Genomic DNA, 20,722 nt, shown 5'->3' with positions numbered 1-20,722 from the left:
GGCAATGGGCCTGGTAGACGCGATTTCGACCATCGAGGCGTCAGACACCATCGACGAGCTCAGCTCGTCCCTGCACCGTATTGTCCAGAATTACGGCTTCTCGGGCTTCGCCTTTGTCGATGCCGGCCGGCCTGATCTCGATCTGCCCTACCATGTCGGCACATTTCCCGACGCCTGGAAGCGCGCGTATGTGCAAAATGAGTTCGTCCACGCCGATCCGGCGCTGGCGCGGTCGCGACGCACCAACACGCCGTTCAGCTGGAGCAGCCTGAAGCTGCCGGAGCGAAGCGGGCACAAGCGCGCGCCCGAGGCCAAGACGATGGATGCCGCCCGCGAATTCGGATTCAAGGACGGCTTCGTGGTGCCGTTCCACTATCGCGACCGGCTCGGCGCCGTGCATTCGAGCTCGACGGTGTTCTTCTGGGAAGACGAGCAGCGCGAGTTCGACAAGCTGTTCATCTGCCATCGTCACGAGCTGCATCTCTTGATGATCTACTGGGTGCAGCGGGCGATGGACATCGTCAACCGCGACCAGCGCAACGCGCCGACCATCCTGAAGCCGGCCGACGCGGCCGAGACCATCAAGCTCACCGGACGCGAAAAGGAAGTGATCGCCTGGGCCGCGCGCGGCAAGACCGTGGCCGACACCGCGCAGATCCTCGGCATCTCGCCGGAGACGGTGGAAGGCTTCATCAAACAGGCGCTGCGCAAGCTCGAGGCCTCCAACAAGACGCATGGGGTGGCAAAGAGTATCGCGCTCGGGATCATCGACCTGTGAGCGGCGCCGCGCTATGTGGCAAGGTCACACATCAGGATTGGGTTCTTTTCAAGTATCCCTCAAAGGTTGCATTCGGGCCCGGTCTTGGTAATAAGCCCAGGCCGATAAGGCGAAAGCCGGATGACGCGAAGGCGCGCGTCTCAGACCATGGGCGCGGACGACACCGCCCGCCCCGCGCGACAGCCCGGCCGACGTGGAGGCGCGGATCGAGCTGTATGCCGCCGGTCGCGGCGAGGCCAGTCGTCGATCCCGGTAATCCGTAGAAGTCCCGTCACGACGAACCGCAGTTCCATTTGCTACCAATCTATCTCTGGGAATCGCCGCCCACGGACATAGCTGGAGATCACCTGAGCGCACCATGAGCACATCGCAGGACGACCAGATCGATCAACTGGTGCAGGCGCGTTGGCGCGCGATCGGTCTGTCGCAGGCAGATCTCGCCGCGATCCTGTGCGCGGGCGCCTCGCTGCAAAAGAACGGCGTCGACGGCGCGGTGAAAGTCGATACCGGACGTCTGGCGACCGTCGCCGAGATGCTCGGGATCGCCGCCGACATGCTCAATCGCCGGCCCGCCGCGACCGCGCAGAGCCACGGCGGCCAGGCAGCGGAATCGCTGCAATCCCTGCTCGAACTGCGCATGCTGCGGGTGTTCCGCGAGGTGCAGGACCCCGACACCAGGCGGATCCTGATCGAGCTCGCCGAGCAGATCGTCAAGCGCCAGACCACGTCGCCGAAGTCTGGGTAGGGAGCGGGCAAAACGCCGGCAGGCTCTCCTTAAGGGGCGTTCTCGCATGGTCGCGATGCGTCCATCTCCATTGATGGAATGGCGGAATCGGTGTCTGTGACAGGGGCCGGGGAGATCCATTCCGGCCCGGCGCCATCAGCCGGGCGGGCCGCGGCGTCGTGAACCCGGGCCTCATCGAATGTCTGCCTCCGATTCCACCGCAACGCCTGCCTCCGGCTCCTGGATCGCCAACCAGCCGTATCTGCTGCTCTGCATCACCGCGATGTGCTGGGCCGGCAATGCGATCGTCGGCCGGCTCGCCGCCGGCCACATCCCGCCGGTGACGCTGTCGTTCCTGCGCTGGACGGCGGCGTTCCTGATCATCCTGCCGTTCGCCTGGAAACACCTGGTGCGCGACTGGCCCACGATCCGCAGGAATCTCGGCATCATGATGCTGCTGTCGGTCACCGGCATCAGCGCCTTCAACACGTTGCAATACTGGGCGCTCGAGCACACCCAGGCGCTCAACACGCTGCTGTTCCAATCCGCGCTGCCGCTCCTGGTCGCGCTGTGGTCGTTGATCCTGCTCGGCGCGCGGCTGACGCTGGCGCAGCTGTTCGGCGTGCTGCTGTCGCTCGCCGGCGTGCTGGTGATTCTGCTGCATGGCGATCTCACGACGCTGTCGAAGATCGAGTTCAACAAGGGCGATTTGATCTTCATCGTCGCGCTGGTGATCTTCGCGTTGTATTCGGTGCTGACCTTGAAACGGCCCAACATCCACAGCCTGTCGGTCGCCGCCTTCACCTTCGGTTGCGGCGCGCTGGTCCTGATCCCGTTCTTCGTCTGGGAACTCGACGCGCGGCCGGTGATGCAGCTCACAATCAATAACCTGCTGTCGCTGTTCTATGTCGCGGTGTTCCCCTCGACGTTGGCCTATCTCTGCTTCAACCGCGGTGTGCAGCTGATCGGCGCCAACCGCGCCGCGCCGTTCTTCCACATGGTTCCGGTGTTCGGCACGGTCATGTCGATCGTATTCATCGGCGAGAATCCGCAAGCCTTCCATTTCATCGGCTTCGCGCTGGTCCTGGCCGGCGTGTTCGCGGCCTCGCGGAAGCAGAGCGCGTAGCTTCCGCTCCCTCGCCCCGTTCTTACGGGGAGAGGGTTGGGGTGAGGGGCTCGCTCCGCAGAGACGGCAAGAGATGAATGCGCGGAGACTCCCCCTCACCCGAAACGCATTCCGCTGCGCTGCATGCGTTCCGGCCTCTCCCCGCACGCGGGGAGAGGCAAGCACGGGCGCGGTGACTATCGGCGGCAAATCCGCTATGTCTTGAGGCCTTCTTCGCGGACAGGTTTTACGCATGGCGCGCGCCAGCAATCTCGTGATCGGCACCCTGACGCTGGCCCTTGTCGCCGGCTCGCTCGGTGGCTGGCTCGGCTATCAGCGCTATGCCGGCATCAAGCGGATGGTGCCGTTCCGCGTCGTGTTCGAGGGCTCGGCGTCGGGCCTGCGCCGCGGCGCCAGCGTCAACTTCGCAGGCGTGCGGATCGGCGAGGTGGTTTCGATCCGGCTCGACCGGCACCGCGTGGTGGCGATGACGCGAATCGAGGGCAACGCTCCGATCAAGAAGGACACCCAGGCCGGCCTCGAATTCCAGGGCCTCACCGGGATCGCCTCGATCTCCTTCACCGGCGGCACCGACGAGGCTCCACCGCCGGCGCTCGGCGCCGACGGCATTCCGGAGCTGACCGCCGACGCCGATGGCACCATGGGGATCCAGGAGAAGCTGCGGGTCGCGCTGCGCAATGTCGACCGCGTCATCACCGAGAACGAGGCCGACATCAAGGACTCGCTGCTCGGCCTCGAGACCTTCACCAACTCGCTGTCGGGCAATGGCGAGCTGATCGCCGGCTTCATCGACGCCGCCGACGACGGCATCAGCGCGGTCGACGCCAAGATGACCTCGGCCGACAAGTTCCTGAAGAGCTTCGGCAGCGACAAATATGGCGGCGAGCTGTTGCCGACCGTGATCTCGCTGCGCGAGCTGATCCAGAGTTTCGACAAGAAATCCGGCGCCATGATCGCCGAGACGCGCAAGACGCTCAGCGACGTCAGCCAATCCGTCAACGCGTTCAACGCTAAAATTGCCGGGCCCGCCAGACGCTAGGGCACGTCAGCGCGCTTCAGCCCTGTGTTGAACCATGATCTCCGCGCAACGCGTTCCGCGCTTGCCGCGAGGCAAAACCGCTTCGCACTTGTCCGGTTCGTGCTCTAGACTGCCTGCGTCAAGAACCAAGAACAACGGAAAACGCTAGACGTGCACGACCGGACCGCAGCCCTTTCCCCGCCTCCCGCAACCGTCAATCGCGCCCCGCCCGCCGTGCCCCGGCATTTGCGGCGCTATCTCACGCTCGACGATTTCGAGCCGCAGGCGCGGCGGCTGCTGCCGAAATTCCTCTACGGCTACATTTCCGGCGGCGCCGAGACCGACACGGCGCGGTCAGACAATCGCAGGGCGTTCGACGAATACGGCTTCGTGCCGCGGGTGCTCAACGACGTCTCCGGCCGCGACCAGACCACGACGCTGTTCGGCAAGAGCTACGCCTCGCCGTTCGGGATTCCGCCGATGGGCTCCTCCGCGCTGTGCGCCTATCGCGGCGACATTGTGCTGGCGCGCGCCGCCGCTGCCGCCAATATCCCGATGATCCTCTCGGCCTCCTCGCTGATCCGGCTTGAGGACGTCCGTGCCGCAAACCCGCAGGCCTGGTACCAGGCCTATCTCGCCGGCCTCCCCGAGCGGATCGAGCCGCTGGTCGATCGGGTCGCGGCCGCCGGCTACGACACTTTCGTCGTCACCGCCGACGTGCCGGTCCCGCCCAACCGCGAGAACAACATCCGCAACGGCTTCCAGGTGCCGCTCGAAATCACGCCGCGGGTGTTCTGGGACACCATCACCCATCCGGACTGGCTGCTCAACACCTGGGCGCGCACCGTGTTCAACCACGGCATGCCGCATTTCGAGAACATGGACGCCAAGCAAGGCCCGCCGGTGCTGTCGAAGAATTTGATGCGCAACATCGGCAGCCGCGACCAGCTGGCCTGGAAGCATGTCGCGCTGATCCGCAAGCGCTGGCGCGGCAAGCTCGTGGTCAAGGGGCTGATCTCGCCGGCAGACGCGCGGCTGGCGCGCGAGCATGGCTGCGACGGCGTGATGGTCTCCAACCATGGCGGCCGGCAGCTCGACTACACCGTCTCCGCACTGCGCACGCTGCCGGAGATCGCCGCGCAGAAGGGCGACATGACCGTGATGGTCGACGGCGGCATCCGCCGCGGCACCGACGTGATCAAGGCGCTGGCACTCGGCGCGGACTTCGTCTGGGTCGGCCGCCCGTTCCTCTACGCCGCCGTAACCGCGGGCGAGGCCGGCGTGTCGCGCGCGATCTCGCTCTTGCATGCCGAGATCGACCGCGACCTCGCGCTGCTCGGCATCCGCAGCCTGAAAGAGATCACCCCGGACCTGGTGCGGAAGTTCTAGAGCATGAGATTGGGTCGAGCTGGAGCGGCGTCGAAACTCCACCTCTCCCTTGGGAGAGGTCGATTTGCGCAGCAAATCGGTGAGAGGTTACGGCCCATCGAGAGAGCAAGAACCCTCACCCGGATTGCACTGGACGATGCTTCGCATCGCCAGGCGCAATCCGACCTCTCCCCAACGGGGAGAGGTGAACCGAAACCGCGCCAGGCCGATTTAGCCCAATCTCATCGCGCTCCAGGTTCACGCATAACGCGCCGCGCCCATGCAGAGCGCGGCGATCGCCAGCAGCCCGGCCGCGATGCGCTGCGCGATCGCCAATCGCGAGCGTGCGGCTGAGGTATCACCCGCATCGCTGCGCAACTGCCGGACGGCGCCGCCGCCGACGATGATCTGCACGGCGATCGCGGCAAGTGCCGCGATCGCGCCGCCGGCCAGGATCCGTTCCGACAGCGCGAACGAGCCTTCGTGAACCAGGCGCCACAGCGTGGCGCCGGTGACGATCGCAACCGTGGCCGCGCCGATCTGCGGAAACAGCAGCTTTTCGCCGCCAAGGGCGCCGGTGCGCGCCAACGTGAAGCTGGAGCCGGCCCAAAACACCGATGACAGGACGTGAAGGGACAGCGCTATGATGAGGACGGTCTGCATGATCTCGCTCCAAATGCGCATTGGAAATTAGATATACATAATGTATAGTCAATCTGACGAAAGCAAGGCAAGCCGATGCCGCCGCGCAGCTATGTGAGCCCGGCGCGCAGCGCCGCCGCCGCCGAGACGCGCGAGCGCGTGATCGAGGCGGCCTCGCGCAGGTTGCGCGAAGGCGAGAGCATCGCGCGCTTCTCGCTGGATACGGTGGCGAAGGCGGCCGGCGTGACCCGGCTGACCGTCTATAACCAGTTCGGCTCGCGGCGCGGGCTGCTGGAAGCGGTGTTCGATGAGATCGCGCGTCACGGCGGGCTGCATCAGCTGGCCGATGCCATGACGATGGCCGATCCGCGGGCCGCGCTCGACCGCATGGTCGAGATCTTCTGCGGCTTCTGGAGCCGGGATTCCGCGGTCGGACGCCTGCACGACGCGATGGCGACCGATCCCGAATTCGCCGAGGCGATCCGCGAGCGCAACGAGCGCCGCCGCCGCGGCGTCACCGCACTGATCGAGCGCATCGCGGACAAAGGCGCCTCGCCGCAGGCCCGCAAGGACGCCGTCGACCTGATCTTCGCGCTGACGAGTTACCCGACCTTCGCTTCGCTCAGCGCCGGGCGATCGAAGGACGAGGTCTGCCGCCTGGTGCAGGCGGCCTGCCAAGCAGCGTTGGCGCCGCTCACGCTCTCAAACCCGTCATCCTGAGGAGCGGCGAAGCGGCGTCTCGAAGGATGAATCGGCCACAGTGGGGCCGTCGACCCTTCGAGACGGCCGCGTTGCGGCCTCCTCAGGATGACGGAGATGGGTTTGCAGACGCGGGGGCAGTCAAGAGGAGGCGCGTCTCTACGCGCCCACCTTGAACTTGCTGTAGGCCTCGCGGGTCGCGATGATGACGTGTTCTTCGCAGCCATTGCGGCGATGCGGGTCGCAGCGGTTCTCGTAGTCGGCCGAGGTCATCATGTCGATGAAGGCGGCGACGCTTGGATAGAAGACCAAAGCGAGATAGTCCCAGCGCTGGCCGGCCGGCTTGCCGAGCGCGACCGTCTCGGCATTGCCGGTCCACAGCAGCGTGCCGCCGCGCGCCTTGATCATCGGCACGGTGAGCGCGCTGTAGCGCAGATAGGCGTCCCAGCCGGAACCGTCGCCATCGAGCGACCGTACGCGAAACCGCATCAGGTTGACCATCACGACCGGAGCCTCCCGGTCCAGCTCGCTCAAGCCTTTGACGTTCAAGAGATCGACGCCCATCACCCGCTCCGCCCGAAGGTCGTATCTGCCCGGCAGCAAACATTATGTCACATCGCGGGACTACCCTGAAATGCCGGCAGGCCGTAAGCTCACCACCTGATCTCGGAGGTCAATGCCGTGATGACCCTTCCCGAACTTGCGGCCGACGCGCTCGGCAAATTCCTCGGCGAATACATGCAGCGCCGGTTCGGCTCGTCGCAGACCGAGCTGGTGGAGATGGTGCCCTCGATCGCGCGGATCGCGCTCGAATGCATCGGCAACAGCGATGCGCTCTATCACAATGTCGAGCACACCATGCTGGTGACGCTGGCCGGCCACGACATCCTGCGCGGCCGCGCGCTGCATTCGCATATGAGCGCCGAGGATTATGCGCATGTCATCATCGCCTGCCTCACCCATGACATCGGCTATGTGCGCGGGCTGTTCGATGCCGACGACCAGAACGGCTATTTGGTCGATGCCGATGGCCGCAAGGTGATCCTGCCGCGCGGCTCGTCGGATGCAGGACTGATGTCCTGTCACGTCGACCGCTCCAAGATCTTTGTGATGGAGCGGCTCAAGGGCGTCGCTCTACTCGACAAGGAGCGCATCGCGCGCGCCATCGAGGGCACCCGCTTTCCGCTCACCGCTCCTGACGACGATGAGGATTTCGGCGAAGAGGCGACCCTGCTGCGGGCCGCCGATTTGATCGGCCAGCTCGGCGATCCCCATTACATCCGCAAGGCCAACGCGCTGTACCTCGAATTCGAGGAGGCCGGACTGAACCGCCAGCTCGGCTACGATTCGCCGGCCGATCTCGTCGACCGCTATCCGCGCTTCTACTGGGACAGCGTCGCGCCGCATGTGCAGAAGGCGATCCGCCACCTCAACATCACCTCCAGCGGACGGCAATGGATCGCCAATCTGTACAGCAACGTATTTCGCGCCGAGCGCGACATCTCGCTGTCGGGGCCGCAGAAGTAGGCTCATCTCGCAAGCCGCGTCACCGTCACCCTGAGGAGGCCGCATCGCGGCCGTCTCGAAGGGTCGACGGCCACCAGCCGGGCCGTGCATCCTTCGAGACGCGCTACGCGCTCCTCAGGATGACGGAATCCAGTTCTCTTGCTGCCGCGAGTGCTGTCGAGTTCGGCCACGCATGGCTCCAATCCGCACTTTCGTCTTGTCGCCGCAGCAGATTCGGGCACAACATCCACCGAATAATGACTGCCTTGCCCGCACCCGCAACCACCCCGCATCGCTCCCCGCTGCACTGGCTCAACAGCCAGCCCTATCTGCTGCTCAGCCTGACGTCGCTGTTCTGGGCCGCCAACATCGTGCTGGCGCGGCATGTCGGCAGCCATGTGCCGCCGGTCACGCTGACCACGATCCGCTGGTTCGGCGTGTTCCTGATCCTGTTGCCGTTCGCCTGGCCGCATCTGAAGCAGGACTGGCCGAAGCTGCGCGGGGCGCTGCCGCTGATGCTGCTGTTGTCCGCGGTCGGGTTCGCCTTCAACAACGCGATCTCCTACTGGGCGATGCAGTACACCGAGGCGCTGAACGCGCTGTTGATCCAGTCGGCGGGACCGCTGTTCGTGGCGCTGTGGTCGCTGATCCTGTTTGGCGTGCGGCTGACGCCGGCGCAGCTGGCCGGCATCGCGATCTCGCTGGCCGGCGTGCTGACCATCATCCTGCGCGGCGACTTCGCGGCGCTCGCCCGCATCTCTTTCAACCGCGGCGACATCATGTTCGGCGCCTCGCTGGTGTCGTTCGGGCTCTATTCGGCGCTGATCCCGCGACGGCCGAAGATCCATCAGCTCTCGCTGATCTCGTTCACCACCTGCTGCGGCGCGCTGATGCTGCTGCCGGTGGCCGTCTGGGAATTCGCCAATGGCGTGACGCTGAAGCTCGACATTCTGACCTTTGCCACGCTGGGCTACGTGCTGATCTTCCCGTCGACGCTGGCCTATCTGTTCTTCAACCGCGGCGTTGCGCTGATCGGCCCGAACCGCGCCGCGCCGTTCTTCCATCTGGTGCCGGTGTTCGGCTCGGCGATGGCGATCCTGCTGCTCGGCGAGACGCTGGCCCCGTTCCACCTGATCGGCTACGCGCTGGTGCTCGCCGGCGTCATCATCGCCTCGCGGCAAGGATCGGCAAAGGGCTAGCTGGCGCCGAGGATATGGCTGATGAGATCAGGTTGAGCTGGAGCGACGTCGAAAGTTCACGTCTCCCTTGGGAGAGGTCGATTTGCGCAGCAAATCGGGTGAGGGATCACGGTCTATCGAGGGAGCAAGAGCCCTCACCCGGCTTGCTCTGGACGATGCTTCGCATCGCCAGCCGCAATCCGACCTCTCCCCGGCGGGGAGAGGTGAACCGAGGCCGCGCTGAGCCGATACAACCAAAACTCATCCCGCTCTAACCTACCTTGCGCAGGCCGGCGGATTTGCGTGGCGAATGAGGCCTTGCCGCTAGCGTTTCCGTGATGAAGTCGATAAACCGCCGCACCTTGGCCGGCACGTGGCTGCGCGACGCGTAATAGACGTAGAGCGGAAACCGCTCGTCGGGCCAGTCCGGAAACAGCTCGATCAGCGCGCCGCTCTTCAGATGATCGTCGAGCCCGATATCGATGACCTGGGCGATGCCGAAGCCGGCGAGGCAAGCGCCGAGCTTGGTTCCTGAATCGGTCACGGTGAGCCGCCCGTTGACTGCGACCGGCACGACCTCGGCGCCGCGCCTGAACTCCCAATCGAACGGACGCCCGGTCGCCGCGTCGATGGCATGGATGCACTGATGGTCGCGGCTCGCCAGCTCCCGCGGATCGCGCGGCCGGCCGTGTCGCTCGAGATAGATCGGCGAGGCCACGGTGAGCACGCGCGCATCGAGCACGCGCCGCGCAATCAGCGCCGACGGCGCCGGCTCGCCGAAACGCACCGCCAGATCGAAACCGTCGCTGACCAGGTCCGCGATCCGGTCGCGGGTCTCGATCCGCAGCTCCATGCCCGGATTCTGCAGCAGGAACTCGCTCAGCTTCGGCGACAGCACCATGCGGGGGAACAGCGGGTCGACATTGACCCGCAGCCTGCCGCGCACCGCATCGCGCGATTTCGAGGTTTCCGCCGCCGCCTCGCCGATCCCGGCGAGATGCGCGGCCACCCGCTCGACCAGCGCGCGTCCCTCCTCGGTGAGCTCGACGGCGCGGCTCGTGCGGTGAACCAGCCTGGCATCGAGGCGCGCCTCGAGCTTGGCGATCGCCTTGCTCACCCCGGATTGCGTCATGCCGAGCCGTTCGGCGGCGCGGCCGAAGCTGCGCGCATCCGCCAGCGCCGCGAGCACCACCAGGCCGCCAACCAGCCGACCGTCAACTTCGTCCATGCCGATGCCTCTCAGTCATCCAAGAGATGACCGCCCAGTCGTAGCACTCCGCCACCATATCGGCCACTGTCGGCGCAGATGCGGCCACCGCCACATCTCGCCCGAGGAGATCTTGCAATGAGCGACATCCAGGCCATCGCGGCCGCGATCGATGGATATTTCGACCTGATGTATGACGTCGACGACAGCCGGTTCCGCGACGTGTTCGCCGATGCATCCATCGTGCACGGCATCCGGGACGGCAAGCACACCGTGCGCTCGGCCGCGGAATTCCGCGACTTCATCCGCAGCCGTCCCTCGCCGGCGTCGATGCAATCGCCGCGCGAGGAGGCGATCATCAGCATCGACCAGACCGCGCCCGATCTGGCCATCGCCAAGGTGCGGGTCAGGGCCGGCCAGACCGGCTTCATCGACCATCTGGTGTTTCACCGGATCGACGGCAGGTGGCTCATCACCACCAAGGCGTTTCACATCGCGCAGGTGTTCCCGGAGGGATCGTAACGCCCTCCGCAGCCAATATTTCGGAATATTAGAATTATGATACTGATTTGCCCGACGTGTCAAGTCGGCCGGTCGTAGCCGGCCGTCACCGGCTCCTTTGCATGGGGTTGTTTTCGCTGTTTTTGGCAGCGCGCCCCGAGCAGCTCGTATTGTGGGAAAAGCTGATCGCCGACGCCGGGGGTCGACAAGCAGTGACTGCGTCGGCTACGGAGGAACGGCACCCGTCCACTCTGCTCGGCTTGCAAGCCTGCCAACTCCGTCATCCTGAGGAGCGCGTAGCGGCGTCTCGAAGGATCGACGGCCACCAGCCGGGCCGTGCATCCTTCGAGACGCCGCTTCGCGGCTCCTCAGAGTCTGACTCATAAATCACCCAACCTTAGCTGCAGCCGCGATTCTGCGGGTCAGGAGCCTGATGTGTGCAATCAGCAGCCAGGCAGCTTCGGTTGCCACCGTCGCCTCGAAGTCCTTGGCGAGACGGCGGCATCTGCCGAACCAAGCGAATGTGCGTTCAACCACCCACCGCCTCGGCAGAAGCTGGAAGCCTTTGACGCCGTGAGGCCGCTCGACGATCTCGATAGTCCATGGACCGCAGTCTGAGAGCGCGTCGAGGAGTTGATTTCCGCGGTAGATCCGGTCGGCAAAGACGTGGCGCAGCCGGGGGAAGTTCATCCGCACGTTCTTCAGCAGCGGTACGGCGCCATGGCAGTCCTGAACGTTGGCCGGATGAACATGAACCCCAAGGAGGAGGCCATTGGTATCCGTCACGATATGCCGCTTGCGGCCGTAGATGCGCTTGCCTGCATCGTAGCCGCGCGGTCCGCCAGCTTGCGTGGTTGGCGCACTTTGACTGTCGATCACGGCTGCCGTCGGCTTCGGTGTCCGTCCAAGCTTTTTTCGCGCCCGTCGGACAAGCACGCTGACAATCCTCTGCCACCGGCCTGTATCCCGCCATCTATAAAAATAGCCCTGCACCGTCGAATAGGGCGGGAACTCCTGCGGCAACGCCCGCCACTGGCAGCCGGTCGAAACGATATAGAGGATCGCTTCGATCACACGACGCAGCTCCGTCTTACGCGGCCGGCCGCGCCGGTTCGCTCGCGGCAACAGGCGTCTGATCACCGCCCACTCCGCATCGGTCATATCGCTTGCATAACGCAGATCGTCCCGCCGATATTGCTCCCGAGTGATCTTGGTCCAGGGCATCGTGCTCTCCCTCGAATCTTTGCAAATCCGATGGAATCACACCCACTGAGATCACTCACCCATTTTTCAGTCAGGCTCTCAGGATGACGGAGCAGAAAATCGCAGGGTAGGCTCGCCGAAGGCATAACCCACCCTGCGCACATACGATCCGTTACGCCGCCCGCACCTTCTGCAGGAACTCGTCGACCGCGTTGCGCAGCATGCCGGACTGGGTGTCGAGCTCGCGCGCGTTCGACAGCACGTCGCCGGCCGCGGTGCCGGTGGCGGCGGCCGCCGACGTGACGCCGCCGATATGGGCGGAGATCTCGCTGGAGCCGGCCGCGACCTGCTGAATGTTGCGCGCGATCTCGCGCGTCGCGTCGCCCTGCTGGTCGATCGCGGTCGAGATCGAGGCCGTGATCTCGCTCATCTGTGCGATCGTCGCGGTGATGCCGCCGATCGAGGTCACCGCCTCGCCGGTGGAAGCCTGCATCGCGGCGACCTGCGCCGAGATTTCCTCGGTCGCCTTCGCGGTCTGGTTGGCCAGCGCCTTCACCTCGGAAGCCACCACCGCGAATCCGCGGCCGGATTCGCCGGCGCGCGCCGCCTCGATGGTGGCGTTGAGCGCGAGCAGGTTGGTCTGGGCGGCGATCGAATGGATCAGCTTGACCACCTCGCCGATCTTCTCGGCGCCGGTGGAGAGCGCCTGCACGGTCGCATTGGTGCGCTCGGCGTCGGCCACCGCCTGGCTCGCGACCTCGCTGGAGCGCGCCACTTGGCGGGAGATCTCCGCAACCGAGCTGGAGAGCTCTTCCGCCGCCGCGGCAACGGTGCCGACATTGTTGGAGGCCGAGTCGGACGCTGCGCCCACCGTCGCGGCCCGCGCGCTGGCGTCGCTGGCGGTCGCGGTCATCGACTGTGCCGTGGTCTGCATGCCGGCAGCGGCGGAGGCCACCGTCCGGACGATGCCGTTCACGCTGCGCTCGAAATCGCTCGCAAGATTCTGCATCGCGCTGCGGCGCTCGGACGCGGCGCGCGCCTGGGTCTCGGCCTCGGCCTGCTCGAGGCCGCGGATACGGATCGCATTGTCCTTGAAGACCTGGACGGTTGCCGCCATCCCGCCGACCTCGTCGCCACGGCCGACGCCGGGAATGTCGCCATCAAGCTTGCCGTCCGCGATGTCGCGCATGCGGGCACCGAGCAGGTTCAGCGGCCGGGAAATGCTGCGCCCGATCAGCCAGGCGATCGAACTCGAGATGATGCCGATGCCGATGATCGCAAGGCCCAGCAGCCAGGCGATCGGCCGCATCTTGGCGTCGATATCGTCGAGATAGGCGCCGGTGCCGAGATACATGTCGAAACCGGGGACCGCGACGGCGTAGCCGAGCTTGCGGATCGGCGTCTCCTGGCCGGGCTTCACATATTCATAGAACAGCAGGATATCGCCCTTGGCCTTCACGCCGTCCATCAGTTCCTGCGACAGCTTGCGGCCGTTGGTCACGACGTCCATGCGGTTGGTGCCGACCTGTTTCGGATCGGGCGCCAGCACCGTGATGCCGTTGTAGTCGGTGCCGAACAGATAGCCCGAGCCGTTGTCGTAGGTCATCGCGTTGCCGCGCTTGCTTAACTCGGCGAGTGCCGCTTCCTTGGTCATCTTTCCGGCGTCGACATCCTTCTTGAGGCTCGCCGCCATGTTCTTGGCCATCTCGACCATGGCCTTGGCCTGGTCGATGCGCGCATTCGTCATCTCACGCTGCATCAGATTGATTGCCAGGATGCCGGCCGTGCAGAGGCCAAGGAGCGCCACGCCCACCAGAATGCCGAGCTTGGGAGTGATCTTCAGATTTGACAGCTTCACGGGGATCTCCAGAAGAGGCGGGGAACGCGACGCGATTGGCGGATTGATTCCATTCACCGTAATGTGAGACCCTTTACTCGATGGTTACGCAGGTTCCCCGTAGAAGCCCGGAGAATCGGGCCGCGGACCAACCGGCAATTGTGGAGAGAACAGCAGAGCTCGCGTAGAAGTATGGGAAGGCGGCGCGACAAGCCGCGCTGCAAGACCAAGAAGACAAGAATCAAGAAGACCAAGCATCAAGACCAAGAAGCAAGAACAGAAGACCTCACATCGGGAGCAGACAATGTCGAAATTCAGGGTGGTGACGCCGAAGGGCGCGAGCTTCACGGTTGCCGGCGGCGGCTATGATTACGAGCGCGAGGCACTCGATCCGATCGGCGCCGAGATCATCGAGGCGCCGGCCAACGAGGCCGATTTCATCACAGCCGCCCGCACCGCGGACGCGATCTACGCCAAGGGCATGCCGATCACCAAGGCTGTGATCGATGCGCTGGAGAACTGCAAGGTGATCACGCTCGGCAGCGTCGGCGTCGACTCGGTCGACGTCAAGGCCGCGACCGCCCGAGGCATCCCCGTCACCAACATCCCCGACACCTTCATTGAGGAAGTCGCCGACCACGCCATGATGCTGCTGCTGTCAGGCTTCCGCCGCCTGATCGAGCAGGACAGGATGGTGCGCAGCGGCCGCTGGTCCGAGGGCCGCCCGGCGCTGTTGAAGATTCCGCGGCTGATGGGCCAGACGCTCGGCTTCATCTCGTTCGGCCGGGTCGCTCGTGCGGTGGCGAAGCGCGCCGCGCCGTTCGGCCTGCGGATGATGGCCTATGATCCCTTCATCCAGGAAACGCTGATGTACGACCACGGCGTGATCCCCTCGACCTTGTCGGAAGTGCTGTCGCAGTCGGATTTCGTCTCGATGCACGCCCCGGCGCGGCCCGAAGTACATCACATGCTGACCGAGAAGCATTTTCGCCAGATGAAAAAATCGGCCGTCTTCATCAACACCGGCCGCGGCGCCACCGTCGACGAGGAATCGCTGATCAAGGCGCTGCAGGAGGGCTGGATCGCCCATGCCGCGCTCGACGTGCTGGAAAAGGAGCCGCCGTCGCACAACAATCCGTTGCTCGGGATGGACAATGTTACCTTGACCGCCCACGTCGCCTCGGCATCGGCACGTTTTGACGAGGCGCGCAAGCGCCGGGTGGGCTACGAATTGTCACTAGTGCTGCAAGGCATGTGGCCGGTAAGCTGCGTCAACCCGTCGGTGCTGCAAAACACCGCGCTGCGCCGCTGGCAGCCCGTCAGCATGGATCGCGGTCCGAACAGCTAAGGCGGGACGACGCTCTTCGCGCGAGGACCCGTCTCATGCGGGCCCTTCGCGCGGCGGGCGCACCGAGACCACAAGACCCTTCACCGGCGGCCAAACGCCGGGAAGGAACAAGAAAAAAGGGAGTGCGAACGACATGAAGTACGAGATCACGCGTCGCGACGCGCTGGCGCTGGGGGCATCTGCAGCGGCACTGGCCGTCACCGGCGCTGCGGCGCAGGAGGCGTCGAAGGTCAAGGCTGCCGACGTGGCGGCGCCATCGCTGCCGATCGAAAAGGGCGCGAGCCTGCGCATGCTGCGGCCGGTGCGCTTCGTGCAGGCCGACGAGGACGTGTTCCGCGCCAACGCCAAGCGCTTCACCGACAAGACCGGCGTCGAGGTCAAGGTCGATTTCGTCGGCTGGGAGGACATCAACCAGCAGACCGCCGTGACCTCGAACTCCGGTGCCGGCCCCGACATCATCATCGGCTTCGGCGATGCGCCGCACATCTATATCGACAAGCTGATCGAGCTGACCGACGTCGCCGATTATCTCGACAAGCGCTACGGCGGCTGGCTCATGCTGGCAAAACGCTACGGCATGCGCTCGAAGTCGAAGAGCTGGGTCGGCCTGCCGTTCGGCGCCTCGGGCGGCCCGCTGGTCTACCGCAAGTCGCTGGTCAATGCGGCCGGCTTCGACAGGGTGCCGGAGGACCACGCCGGCTTCCTCGAGCTCTGCAAGAAGCTGAAGGCGGCCGGCAAGCCGGCGGGATTTGCGCTCGGCAATGCCGTCGGCGACGGCAACGGCTTCGCCAACTGGCTGCTGTGGTCGCACAACGCCGCGCTGCTGGACGAGGAAGGCAATATCATCATCAACAGCAAGGAGACGATCGCCGCGCTGAAATATCTGAAGGAGCTGTATCCGACCTTCATCGCCGGCACGCCGTCCTGGAACGACGTCTCCAACAACCGCGCCTACTCGTCGCAGGAAATCGGCCTGACCGCCAACGGCGTCTCGTTGTATTTCTCGCTGAAGAACGATCCCGCGACCAAGGCGATCGCTGACGACACCGAGCATCAGTTTCTGATCAAGGGGCTGGCACCTGTCGCGCCGATGTCGGGCCTGACGCTGAACGCGATGGCGTTCAAGCACAGCCCGTATCCCAATGCGGCGAAAGCGTTCCTGCAGTTCATGCTGGAGCACGAGCAGTACGAACCATGGCTCAACGCCAACTCCGGCTACTGGTCGCAGCCGCTCGCCGCTTACGCCGACGCTGCGGTGTGGTCGGGCGATCCCAAGGTCGCGATCTTCAAGGACACCATGAAGAGCCCCTACTACAACGGCTACAAGGGGCCGATCTCGACCGCGACCGGCGCCGTCAATGCCGACTACGTGCTGGTGCAGATGTGCGCCTCGGTCGCGACCGATGCGGCAACGCCGGAGGCCGCCGCAGCGGAAGCCGAACAGCGCGCCAAGCGGTACTTCCGGCGGCAGGGCCGGTAACGGCGGTCCAAAGCCGCTGTCATTCCGGGGCGATGCGCAGCATCGAACCCGGAATCTCGAGATTCCGGGTCTGGTGCTGACGCACCATCCCGGAATGACCTTTGAAAAAATCAGACCGGGACTAGGATCTGATGTCTGTCACGACACTGCCCTCACGAGGACAAGCACTGCACCAGCCGGGCTGGCTCACGCGCCTGTTCGACTACAAGCCGTTCCTGATCGTGATGTGCCTGGCGCCCGCGGTCGGCCTGCTCTTGGTGTTCCTCACCTATCCGCTGGGCCTTGGCATCTGGCTCGCCTTCACCGATACCACGATCGGACAGCGCGGCATCTATATCGGGCTGGAGAACTTCCAGTATCTGCTCAAGGATCCGCTGTGGTGGAACGCGGTGTTCTACTCGATCTTCTATACTGCGGTCGCGACCTTCGGGAAGTTCGCGCTCGGCTTCTGGCTGGCGCTGCTGCTCAACAACCATTTCCCGCTCAAGAGCCTGATCCGGGCGATCGTGCTGCTGCCGTGGATCGTGCCGACGGTGCTGTCGGCGCTGGCGTTCTGGTGGATCTACGATCCGCAGTTCTCGATCATCTCCTATCTGCTGGTCGACGTGCTGCATTGGCGTGACAGCAATGTCGACTTCCTCGGCTCGCCCTGGCCGGCGCGGTTCTCGCTGATCGCGGCCAATATCTGGCGCGGCATCCCGTTCGTCGCGATCTCGCTGCTGGCCGGCCTGCAAACCATCTCGCCCTCGCTCTACGAGGCGGCGATGCTCGACGGCGCCACCTCCTGGCAGCGCTTCCGCTACATCACCTTCCCGATGATGATGCCGATTCTCGCGATCGTGATGACGTTCTCGATCATCTTCACCTTCACCGATTTCCAGCTGGTCTACGCCATCACCCGCGGCGGTCCGGTCAACTCGACCCACCTGCTCGCGACGCTGGCGTTCCAGCGCGGCATCGCCGGCGGCGAGCTCGGCGAAGGTGCCGCGATCGCGGTCTCGATGATCCCGTTCCTGGTGTTCGCGACATTGTTCAGCTACTTCGGCCTCGCCCGCCGCAAATGGCAGCAGGGAGAAGCCAATGACTGACGTCGCAGCCCAATCCTCCAACGCCGCCAGCGCCACGCCCGACACGATGGCGTGGGATTCCCGCGCCCGGCGCGTGGTGATGATCTATCTGCCGCTCGCCTGCTTCATCCTGATCCTGCTGTTCCCGTTCTATTGGATGGCGATCACCTCGTTCAAACCGAACGCCGAGCTCCTGAACTACAAGGAGCACAATCCGTTCTGGATCACCTCGCCGACGCTCGCGCATGTCAAGCATCTGTTGTTCGACACCTCGTATCCGCGCTGGCTGAAGACCACGATGCTGGTGGCGATCGGCTCGACCTTCCTGTCGCTGTTTGCTTCCACGCTCGCCGCCTACGCGATCGAGCGGCTGCGCTTCCGCGGCAGCCCCTATGTCGGGCTCGGCATCTATCTTGCCTATCTGGTGCCGCCGTCGATCCTGTTCATCCCGCTCGCCACCGTGATCGTGCAGTTCGGCCTGTTCGACTCGCCGCTCGCGCTGATCCTGGTCTATCCGACCTTCCTGGTGCCGTTCTGCACCTGGCTGTTGATCGGCTATTTCAAGTCGATCCCCTACGAGCTCGAGGAATGCGCGCTGGTCGACGGCGCGACGCGGCTGCAGATCCTGTGGCGGATCACGCTGCCGCTCGCGGTGCCCGGCCTGATCTCGGCCGGCATCTTCTCCTTCACGCTGTCCTGGAACGAGTTCATCTACGCGCTCGCCTTCATCCAGAGCGGCGCCAACAAGACGGTGCCGGTCGCGATCCTGACCGAGCTCGTCACCGGCGACGTCTACCAATGGGGCGCGCTGATGGCGGGCTCGCTGCTCGGCTCGCTGCCGGTCGCACTGTTCTATTCGCTATTCGTCGACTACTACGTGTCGTCACTGACGGGGGCTGTGAAGGAGTAGCGGGATTCCGGTGATGATCGACGTTACACCGCAGCGGTCCTCGCCCGCTCAGTGATCAGCACCTGGAATCCTTCGAATTTTGGGTGTCCGAGATAAAGGCTGCCGCCGGTCTCGTTACCGGCGCGCGCATGGGCGCGGCGGAACGCATCCGACCTAGTCCAGTCCTCGAACGCCGACTTGCTGGCCCACACGGTATGAGTTGCATAGAGCGTGTGGTCCTCGGCCTCGGGTCCCTTCACCAGGTGAAACTCGATGAAGCCCGGGACATCGTCGAGATAGGAATCGCGCGTGTTCCAAACCGTCTCGAACGCCTCTTCCTTGCCCTTGATGACCTGAAACCGGTTCATTGCGATGAACATCAAAGCCTTCTCCTCTACGCAGCGGATGCCTTCGCATCCTGCCAGCTGAACTCGTCGATAGCACGATCTATCCTGCGACATTTTGCGACCATTCACAAAACTGTCAGCCGGCTGTAACAGGCGGCTCGGAGAACACCGCATCGTTTATCCTTTGGGAGATCAACCATGCGCTTGTCCCTGCTCTGCTCCGTCACCTCGCTCCTGCTCGCCACCTCGGCGTTCGCGCAGAGCGAGGGTGAATTCCCGGCAACGCTGGCGGGACATGTGGTAACGCCGGCGGAGAGCTTCATCGACGCGCCGGCCGATGCGCCTGATGATCTGAAGACCTCGGGCAAATACACCACCGGCAAGCGCGTCGACGCCATCGGCACCGTGATGGGCAAGTCCTACGAGCGGCCGACCGGCGTGTCGCTGCCGTTCAAGGGCCAGCCGTTGCAGGGCCACTCCGGCATCAAGGCGATGCCCGACGGCTCGTTCTGGGTGATTACCGACAACGGCATGGGCTCGCGCTACAACTCGGCGGACTCGATGCTGTACCTCAACCGCTACAAGATGGATTGGGCCGGCGGCACGATCGAGCGGCAGGAGACCGTGTTCCTGCACGATCCCGACAGGAAGGTGCCGTTCCGCATCGTGCATGAGGACACCGCCAAGCGCTACTTGACCGGCGCCGACTTCGACACCGAGGGCTTTCAGATCATCAACGACACGTTCTGGATCGGCGACGAGTTCGGGCCCTACATCCTGAAGGCCGACAAGACCGGCAAGATCCTCGCGGTGTTCGAGACGCTCGCCGACGGCAAGCCGGTGCGCTCGCCCGATCACTGGGCGGTGCAGTCGCCCGGCGCGCCCGGCGCCACCTACAACAACGTCAATCTGCGCCGCTCCAAGGGCTACGAAGGCTTTGCCTCCTCGAAGGACGGCAAATTCCTCTACGGCCTGCTCGAAGGACCGCTGTGGGACGCCGACAAGAAGGACTGGGAGAAGGTCGACGGCAAGGAAGCCTCGCGCATCCTCGAATTCGACGTCGCGGCGGAGAAGTTCACTGGACGCTATTGGCACTATGTATTCGAGCAGAACGGCAATGCGATCGGCGACTTCAACATGATCGATCCGGCCCAGGGGCTGGTGATCGAGCGCGACAATGGCGAAGGCACCGCCGACAAGGCCTGCCCGCAGGGCCGGCGCGGCGAGACCTGTTTCCCCGACCTCGCCAGGTTCAAGCGCGTCTACAAGATCGAGCTGTCCGACGCCAATGTCGGCAAGCCGGTGCGCAAGATCGCCTATGTCGACCTCTTGAAGATCCGCGATCCGAACAAGAAGGCGCGCAAGCCGCTGAATGACAGCGTCTACACCTTCCCGTTCTTCACCATCGAGAACGTCGACCGGGTCGACGACACCCACATCATCGTCGGCAACGACAACAACCTGCCGTTCTCCTCGAGCCGCGATCCGAACAAGGCCGATGACGACGAGTTCGTGCTGCTGGAAGTCGGCGACTTCCTGAAGGCGAAGTAATGCAGTTCTCGCCACAAATAACGGTGTTGTCGCCCGGTTCAACCGGGCGACCCAGTATTCCAGAGGCGTTCGAGTTCAATAGATAAGCCGCGGCGTACTGGGCGGAGCATGACAGTGAATTTGTGGATGGCTAGTCCCGTCATCCCCGCGCAAAGGCTTCGCCTTTGTCCTGGAGGAGCCGCGAAGCGGCGTCTCGAAGGATGGACGGCCCCATGCGCGGGGCAGAGACAGCTCGGCCGTCGCCCTTCGAGAC

Annotated in this window: 20 protein-coding genes; 14 read left to right on the top strand and 6 right to left on the bottom strand. The window is 64.5% G+C overall.

The features are described from left to right. Positions 1 to 4 precede the first annotated feature (4 nt). The 5 genes from ACVIW0_RS05915 (at position 5) to ACVIW0_RS05895 (ending at position 5,035) form a co-directional block, all read left to right on the top strand. A complete protein-coding gene (locus ACVIW0_RS05915) occupies positions 5 to 778 on the top strand; it encodes a LuxR family transcriptional regulator (protein ID WP_461351489.1) in 774 nt (257 codons plus the stop codon). Between the two features lie 358 nt (positions 779 to 1,136). Beyond that, positions 1,137 to 1,523, top strand: coding sequence for a hypothetical protein (locus ACVIW0_RS05910; RefSeq protein WP_461351488.1), 387 nt, complete (start codon positions 1,137 to 1,139; stop codon positions 1,521 to 1,523). 178 nt (positions 1,524 to 1,701) lie between these two features. Continuing rightward, a complete protein-coding gene (locus ACVIW0_RS05905; protein ID WP_461351487.1) occupies positions 1,702 to 2,628 on the top strand; it encodes a DMT family transporter in 927 nt (308 codons plus the stop codon). A gap of 232 nt (positions 2,629 to 2,860) precedes the next feature. Then, positions 2,861 to 3,667, top strand: a complete 807-nt coding sequence (locus ACVIW0_RS05900) for an MlaD family protein (protein ID WP_461351486.1) — start codon at positions 2,861 to 2,863, stop codon at positions 3,665 to 3,667. Between the two features lie 213 nt (positions 3,668 to 3,880). Beyond that, positions 3,881 to 5,035, top strand: a complete 1,155-nt coding sequence (locus tag ACVIW0_RS05895; RefSeq protein ID WP_461357251.1) for an alpha-hydroxy acid oxidase — start codon at positions 3,881 to 3,883, stop codon at positions 5,033 to 5,035. A gap of 237 nt (positions 5,036 to 5,272) precedes the next feature. Here ACVIW0_RS05895 and ACVIW0_RS05890 read toward each other — a convergent pair whose 3' ends face one another. Next, on the bottom strand, positions 5,273 to 5,677 hold the full coding sequence (locus ACVIW0_RS05890; RefSeq protein ID WP_461351485.1) for a hypothetical protein: 405 nt from the start codon (positions 5,675 to 5,677) through the stop codon (positions 5,273 to 5,275). A gap of 75 nt (positions 5,678 to 5,752) precedes the next feature. Here ACVIW0_RS05890 and ACVIW0_RS05885 point away from each other — a divergent pair, with 75 nt between their 5' ends. Beyond that, positions 5,753 to 6,376 (top strand): TetR/AcrR family transcriptional regulator, encoded by a 624-nt coding sequence (locus tag ACVIW0_RS05885; RefSeq protein ID WP_461351484.1) that lies wholly within the window; start codon positions 5,753 to 5,755, stop codon positions 6,374 to 6,376. A gap of 138 nt (positions 6,377 to 6,514) precedes the next feature. Here the strand turns inward: ACVIW0_RS05885 and ACVIW0_RS05880 are convergent, their stop codons facing one another. Further along, positions 6,515 to 6,919 carry a DUF1330 domain-containing protein gene (locus tag ACVIW0_RS05880; RefSeq protein WP_461351483.1) on the bottom strand — a complete coding sequence of 135 codons (405 nt, stop codon included), beginning with the start codon at positions 6,917 to 6,919 and terminating at the stop codon, positions 6,515 to 6,517. A gap of 117 nt (positions 6,920 to 7,036) precedes the next feature. Between ACVIW0_RS05880 and ACVIW0_RS05875 the strand changes: the two genes are divergently transcribed. Next, positions 7,037 to 7,882 (top strand): metal-dependent phosphohydrolase, encoded by an 846-nt coding sequence (locus ACVIW0_RS05875; protein WP_461351482.1) that lies wholly within the window; start codon positions 7,037 to 7,039, stop codon positions 7,880 to 7,882. Between the two features lie 236 nt (positions 7,883 to 8,118). Next, entirely contained in the window at positions 8,119 to 9,060 is a 942-nt protein-coding gene (locus ACVIW0_RS05870; protein ID WP_461351481.1) for a DMT family transporter, read from the top strand. A gap of 250 nt (positions 9,061 to 9,310) precedes the next feature. Here the strand turns inward: ACVIW0_RS05870 and ACVIW0_RS05865 are convergent, their stop codons facing one another. Continuing rightward, positions 9,311 to 10,267, bottom strand: a complete 957-nt coding sequence (locus ACVIW0_RS05865) for a LysR family transcriptional regulator (protein WP_461351480.1) — start codon at positions 10,265 to 10,267, stop codon at positions 9,311 to 9,313. A 117-nt stretch (positions 10,268 to 10,384) separates the two neighbouring features. Here ACVIW0_RS05865 and ACVIW0_RS05860 point away from each other — a divergent pair, with 117 nt between their 5' ends. Beyond that, the gene (locus tag ACVIW0_RS05860; protein WP_461351479.1) at positions 10,385 to 10,768 is read left to right on the top strand and encodes a nuclear transport factor 2 family protein; all 384 of its coding nucleotides are present in this window, start codon (positions 10,385 to 10,387) and stop codon (positions 10,766 to 10,768) included. A 366-nt stretch (positions 10,769 to 11,134) separates the two neighbouring features. On the opposite strand, the gene ACVIW0_RS05855 is transcribed toward ACVIW0_RS05860, so the two are convergent. Together ACVIW0_RS05855 and ACVIW0_RS05850 are read right to left on the bottom strand one after the other, a co-directional pair. Further along, on the bottom strand, positions 11,135 to 11,971 hold the full coding sequence (locus ACVIW0_RS05855) for an IS5 family transposase (protein ID WP_461350771.1): 837 nt from the start codon (positions 11,969 to 11,971) through the stop codon (positions 11,135 to 11,137). Positions 11,972 to 12,122: 151 nt separating this feature from the next. Continuing rightward, positions 12,123 to 13,808, bottom strand: coding sequence for a methyl-accepting chemotaxis protein (locus tag ACVIW0_RS05850; protein WP_461351478.1), 1,686 nt, complete (start codon positions 13,806 to 13,808; stop codon positions 12,123 to 12,125). A gap of 283 nt (positions 13,809 to 14,091) precedes the next feature. Here ACVIW0_RS05850 and ACVIW0_RS05845 point away from each other — a divergent pair, with 283 nt between their 5' ends. The 4 genes from ACVIW0_RS05845 to ACVIW0_RS05830 all read left to right on the top strand — a co-directional run bounded on the left by ACVIW0_RS05845 (position 14,092) and on the right by ACVIW0_RS05830 (position 18,592). Continuing rightward, a complete protein-coding gene (locus ACVIW0_RS05845) occupies positions 14,092 to 15,135 on the top strand; it encodes a C-terminal binding protein (protein ID WP_461351477.1) in 1,044 nt (347 codons plus the stop codon). A 133-nt stretch (positions 15,136 to 15,268) separates the two neighbouring features. Continuing rightward, complete coding sequence (locus tag ACVIW0_RS05840; RefSeq protein WP_461351476.1) at positions 15,269 to 16,615, top strand: ABC transporter substrate-binding protein; 1,347 nt, start codon at positions 15,269 to 15,271, stop codon at positions 16,613 to 16,615. 131 nt (positions 16,616 to 16,746) lie between these two features. Further along, a complete protein-coding gene (locus tag ACVIW0_RS05835) occupies positions 16,747 to 17,703 on the top strand; it encodes a carbohydrate ABC transporter permease (protein ID WP_461351475.1) in 957 nt (318 codons plus the stop codon). After that, entirely contained in the window at positions 17,696 to 18,592 is an 897-nt protein-coding gene (locus ACVIW0_RS05830) for a carbohydrate ABC transporter permease (protein ID WP_461351474.1), read from the top strand. Before ACVIW0_RS05835 ends, ACVIW0_RS05830 begins: the two co-directional genes overlap by 8 nt. A 23-nt stretch (positions 18,593 to 18,615) precedes the next feature. Here the strand turns inward: ACVIW0_RS05830 and ACVIW0_RS05825 are convergent, their stop codons facing one another. Continuing rightward, positions 18,616 to 18,951, bottom strand: a complete 336-nt coding sequence (locus ACVIW0_RS05825; protein ID WP_461351473.1) for an antibiotic biosynthesis monooxygenase family protein — start codon at positions 18,949 to 18,951, stop codon at positions 18,616 to 18,618. 165 nt (positions 18,952 to 19,116) lie between these two features. On the opposite strand from ACVIW0_RS05825, the gene ACVIW0_RS05820 reads away from it, so the two are divergent. Further along, complete coding sequence (locus ACVIW0_RS05820) at positions 19,117 to 20,469, top strand: esterase-like activity of phytase family protein (RefSeq protein ID WP_461351472.1); 1,353 nt, start codon at positions 19,117 to 19,119, stop codon at positions 20,467 to 20,469. The last annotated feature ends 253 nt before the right edge of the window (positions 20,470 to 20,722 follow it).

The sequence above is a fragment of the Bradyrhizobium sp. USDA 4454 genome (assembly GCF_054822705.1).
Note: the sequence above shows the minus strand (reverse complement) of the source record. Positions and strands in the feature narration are given on the sequence as shown.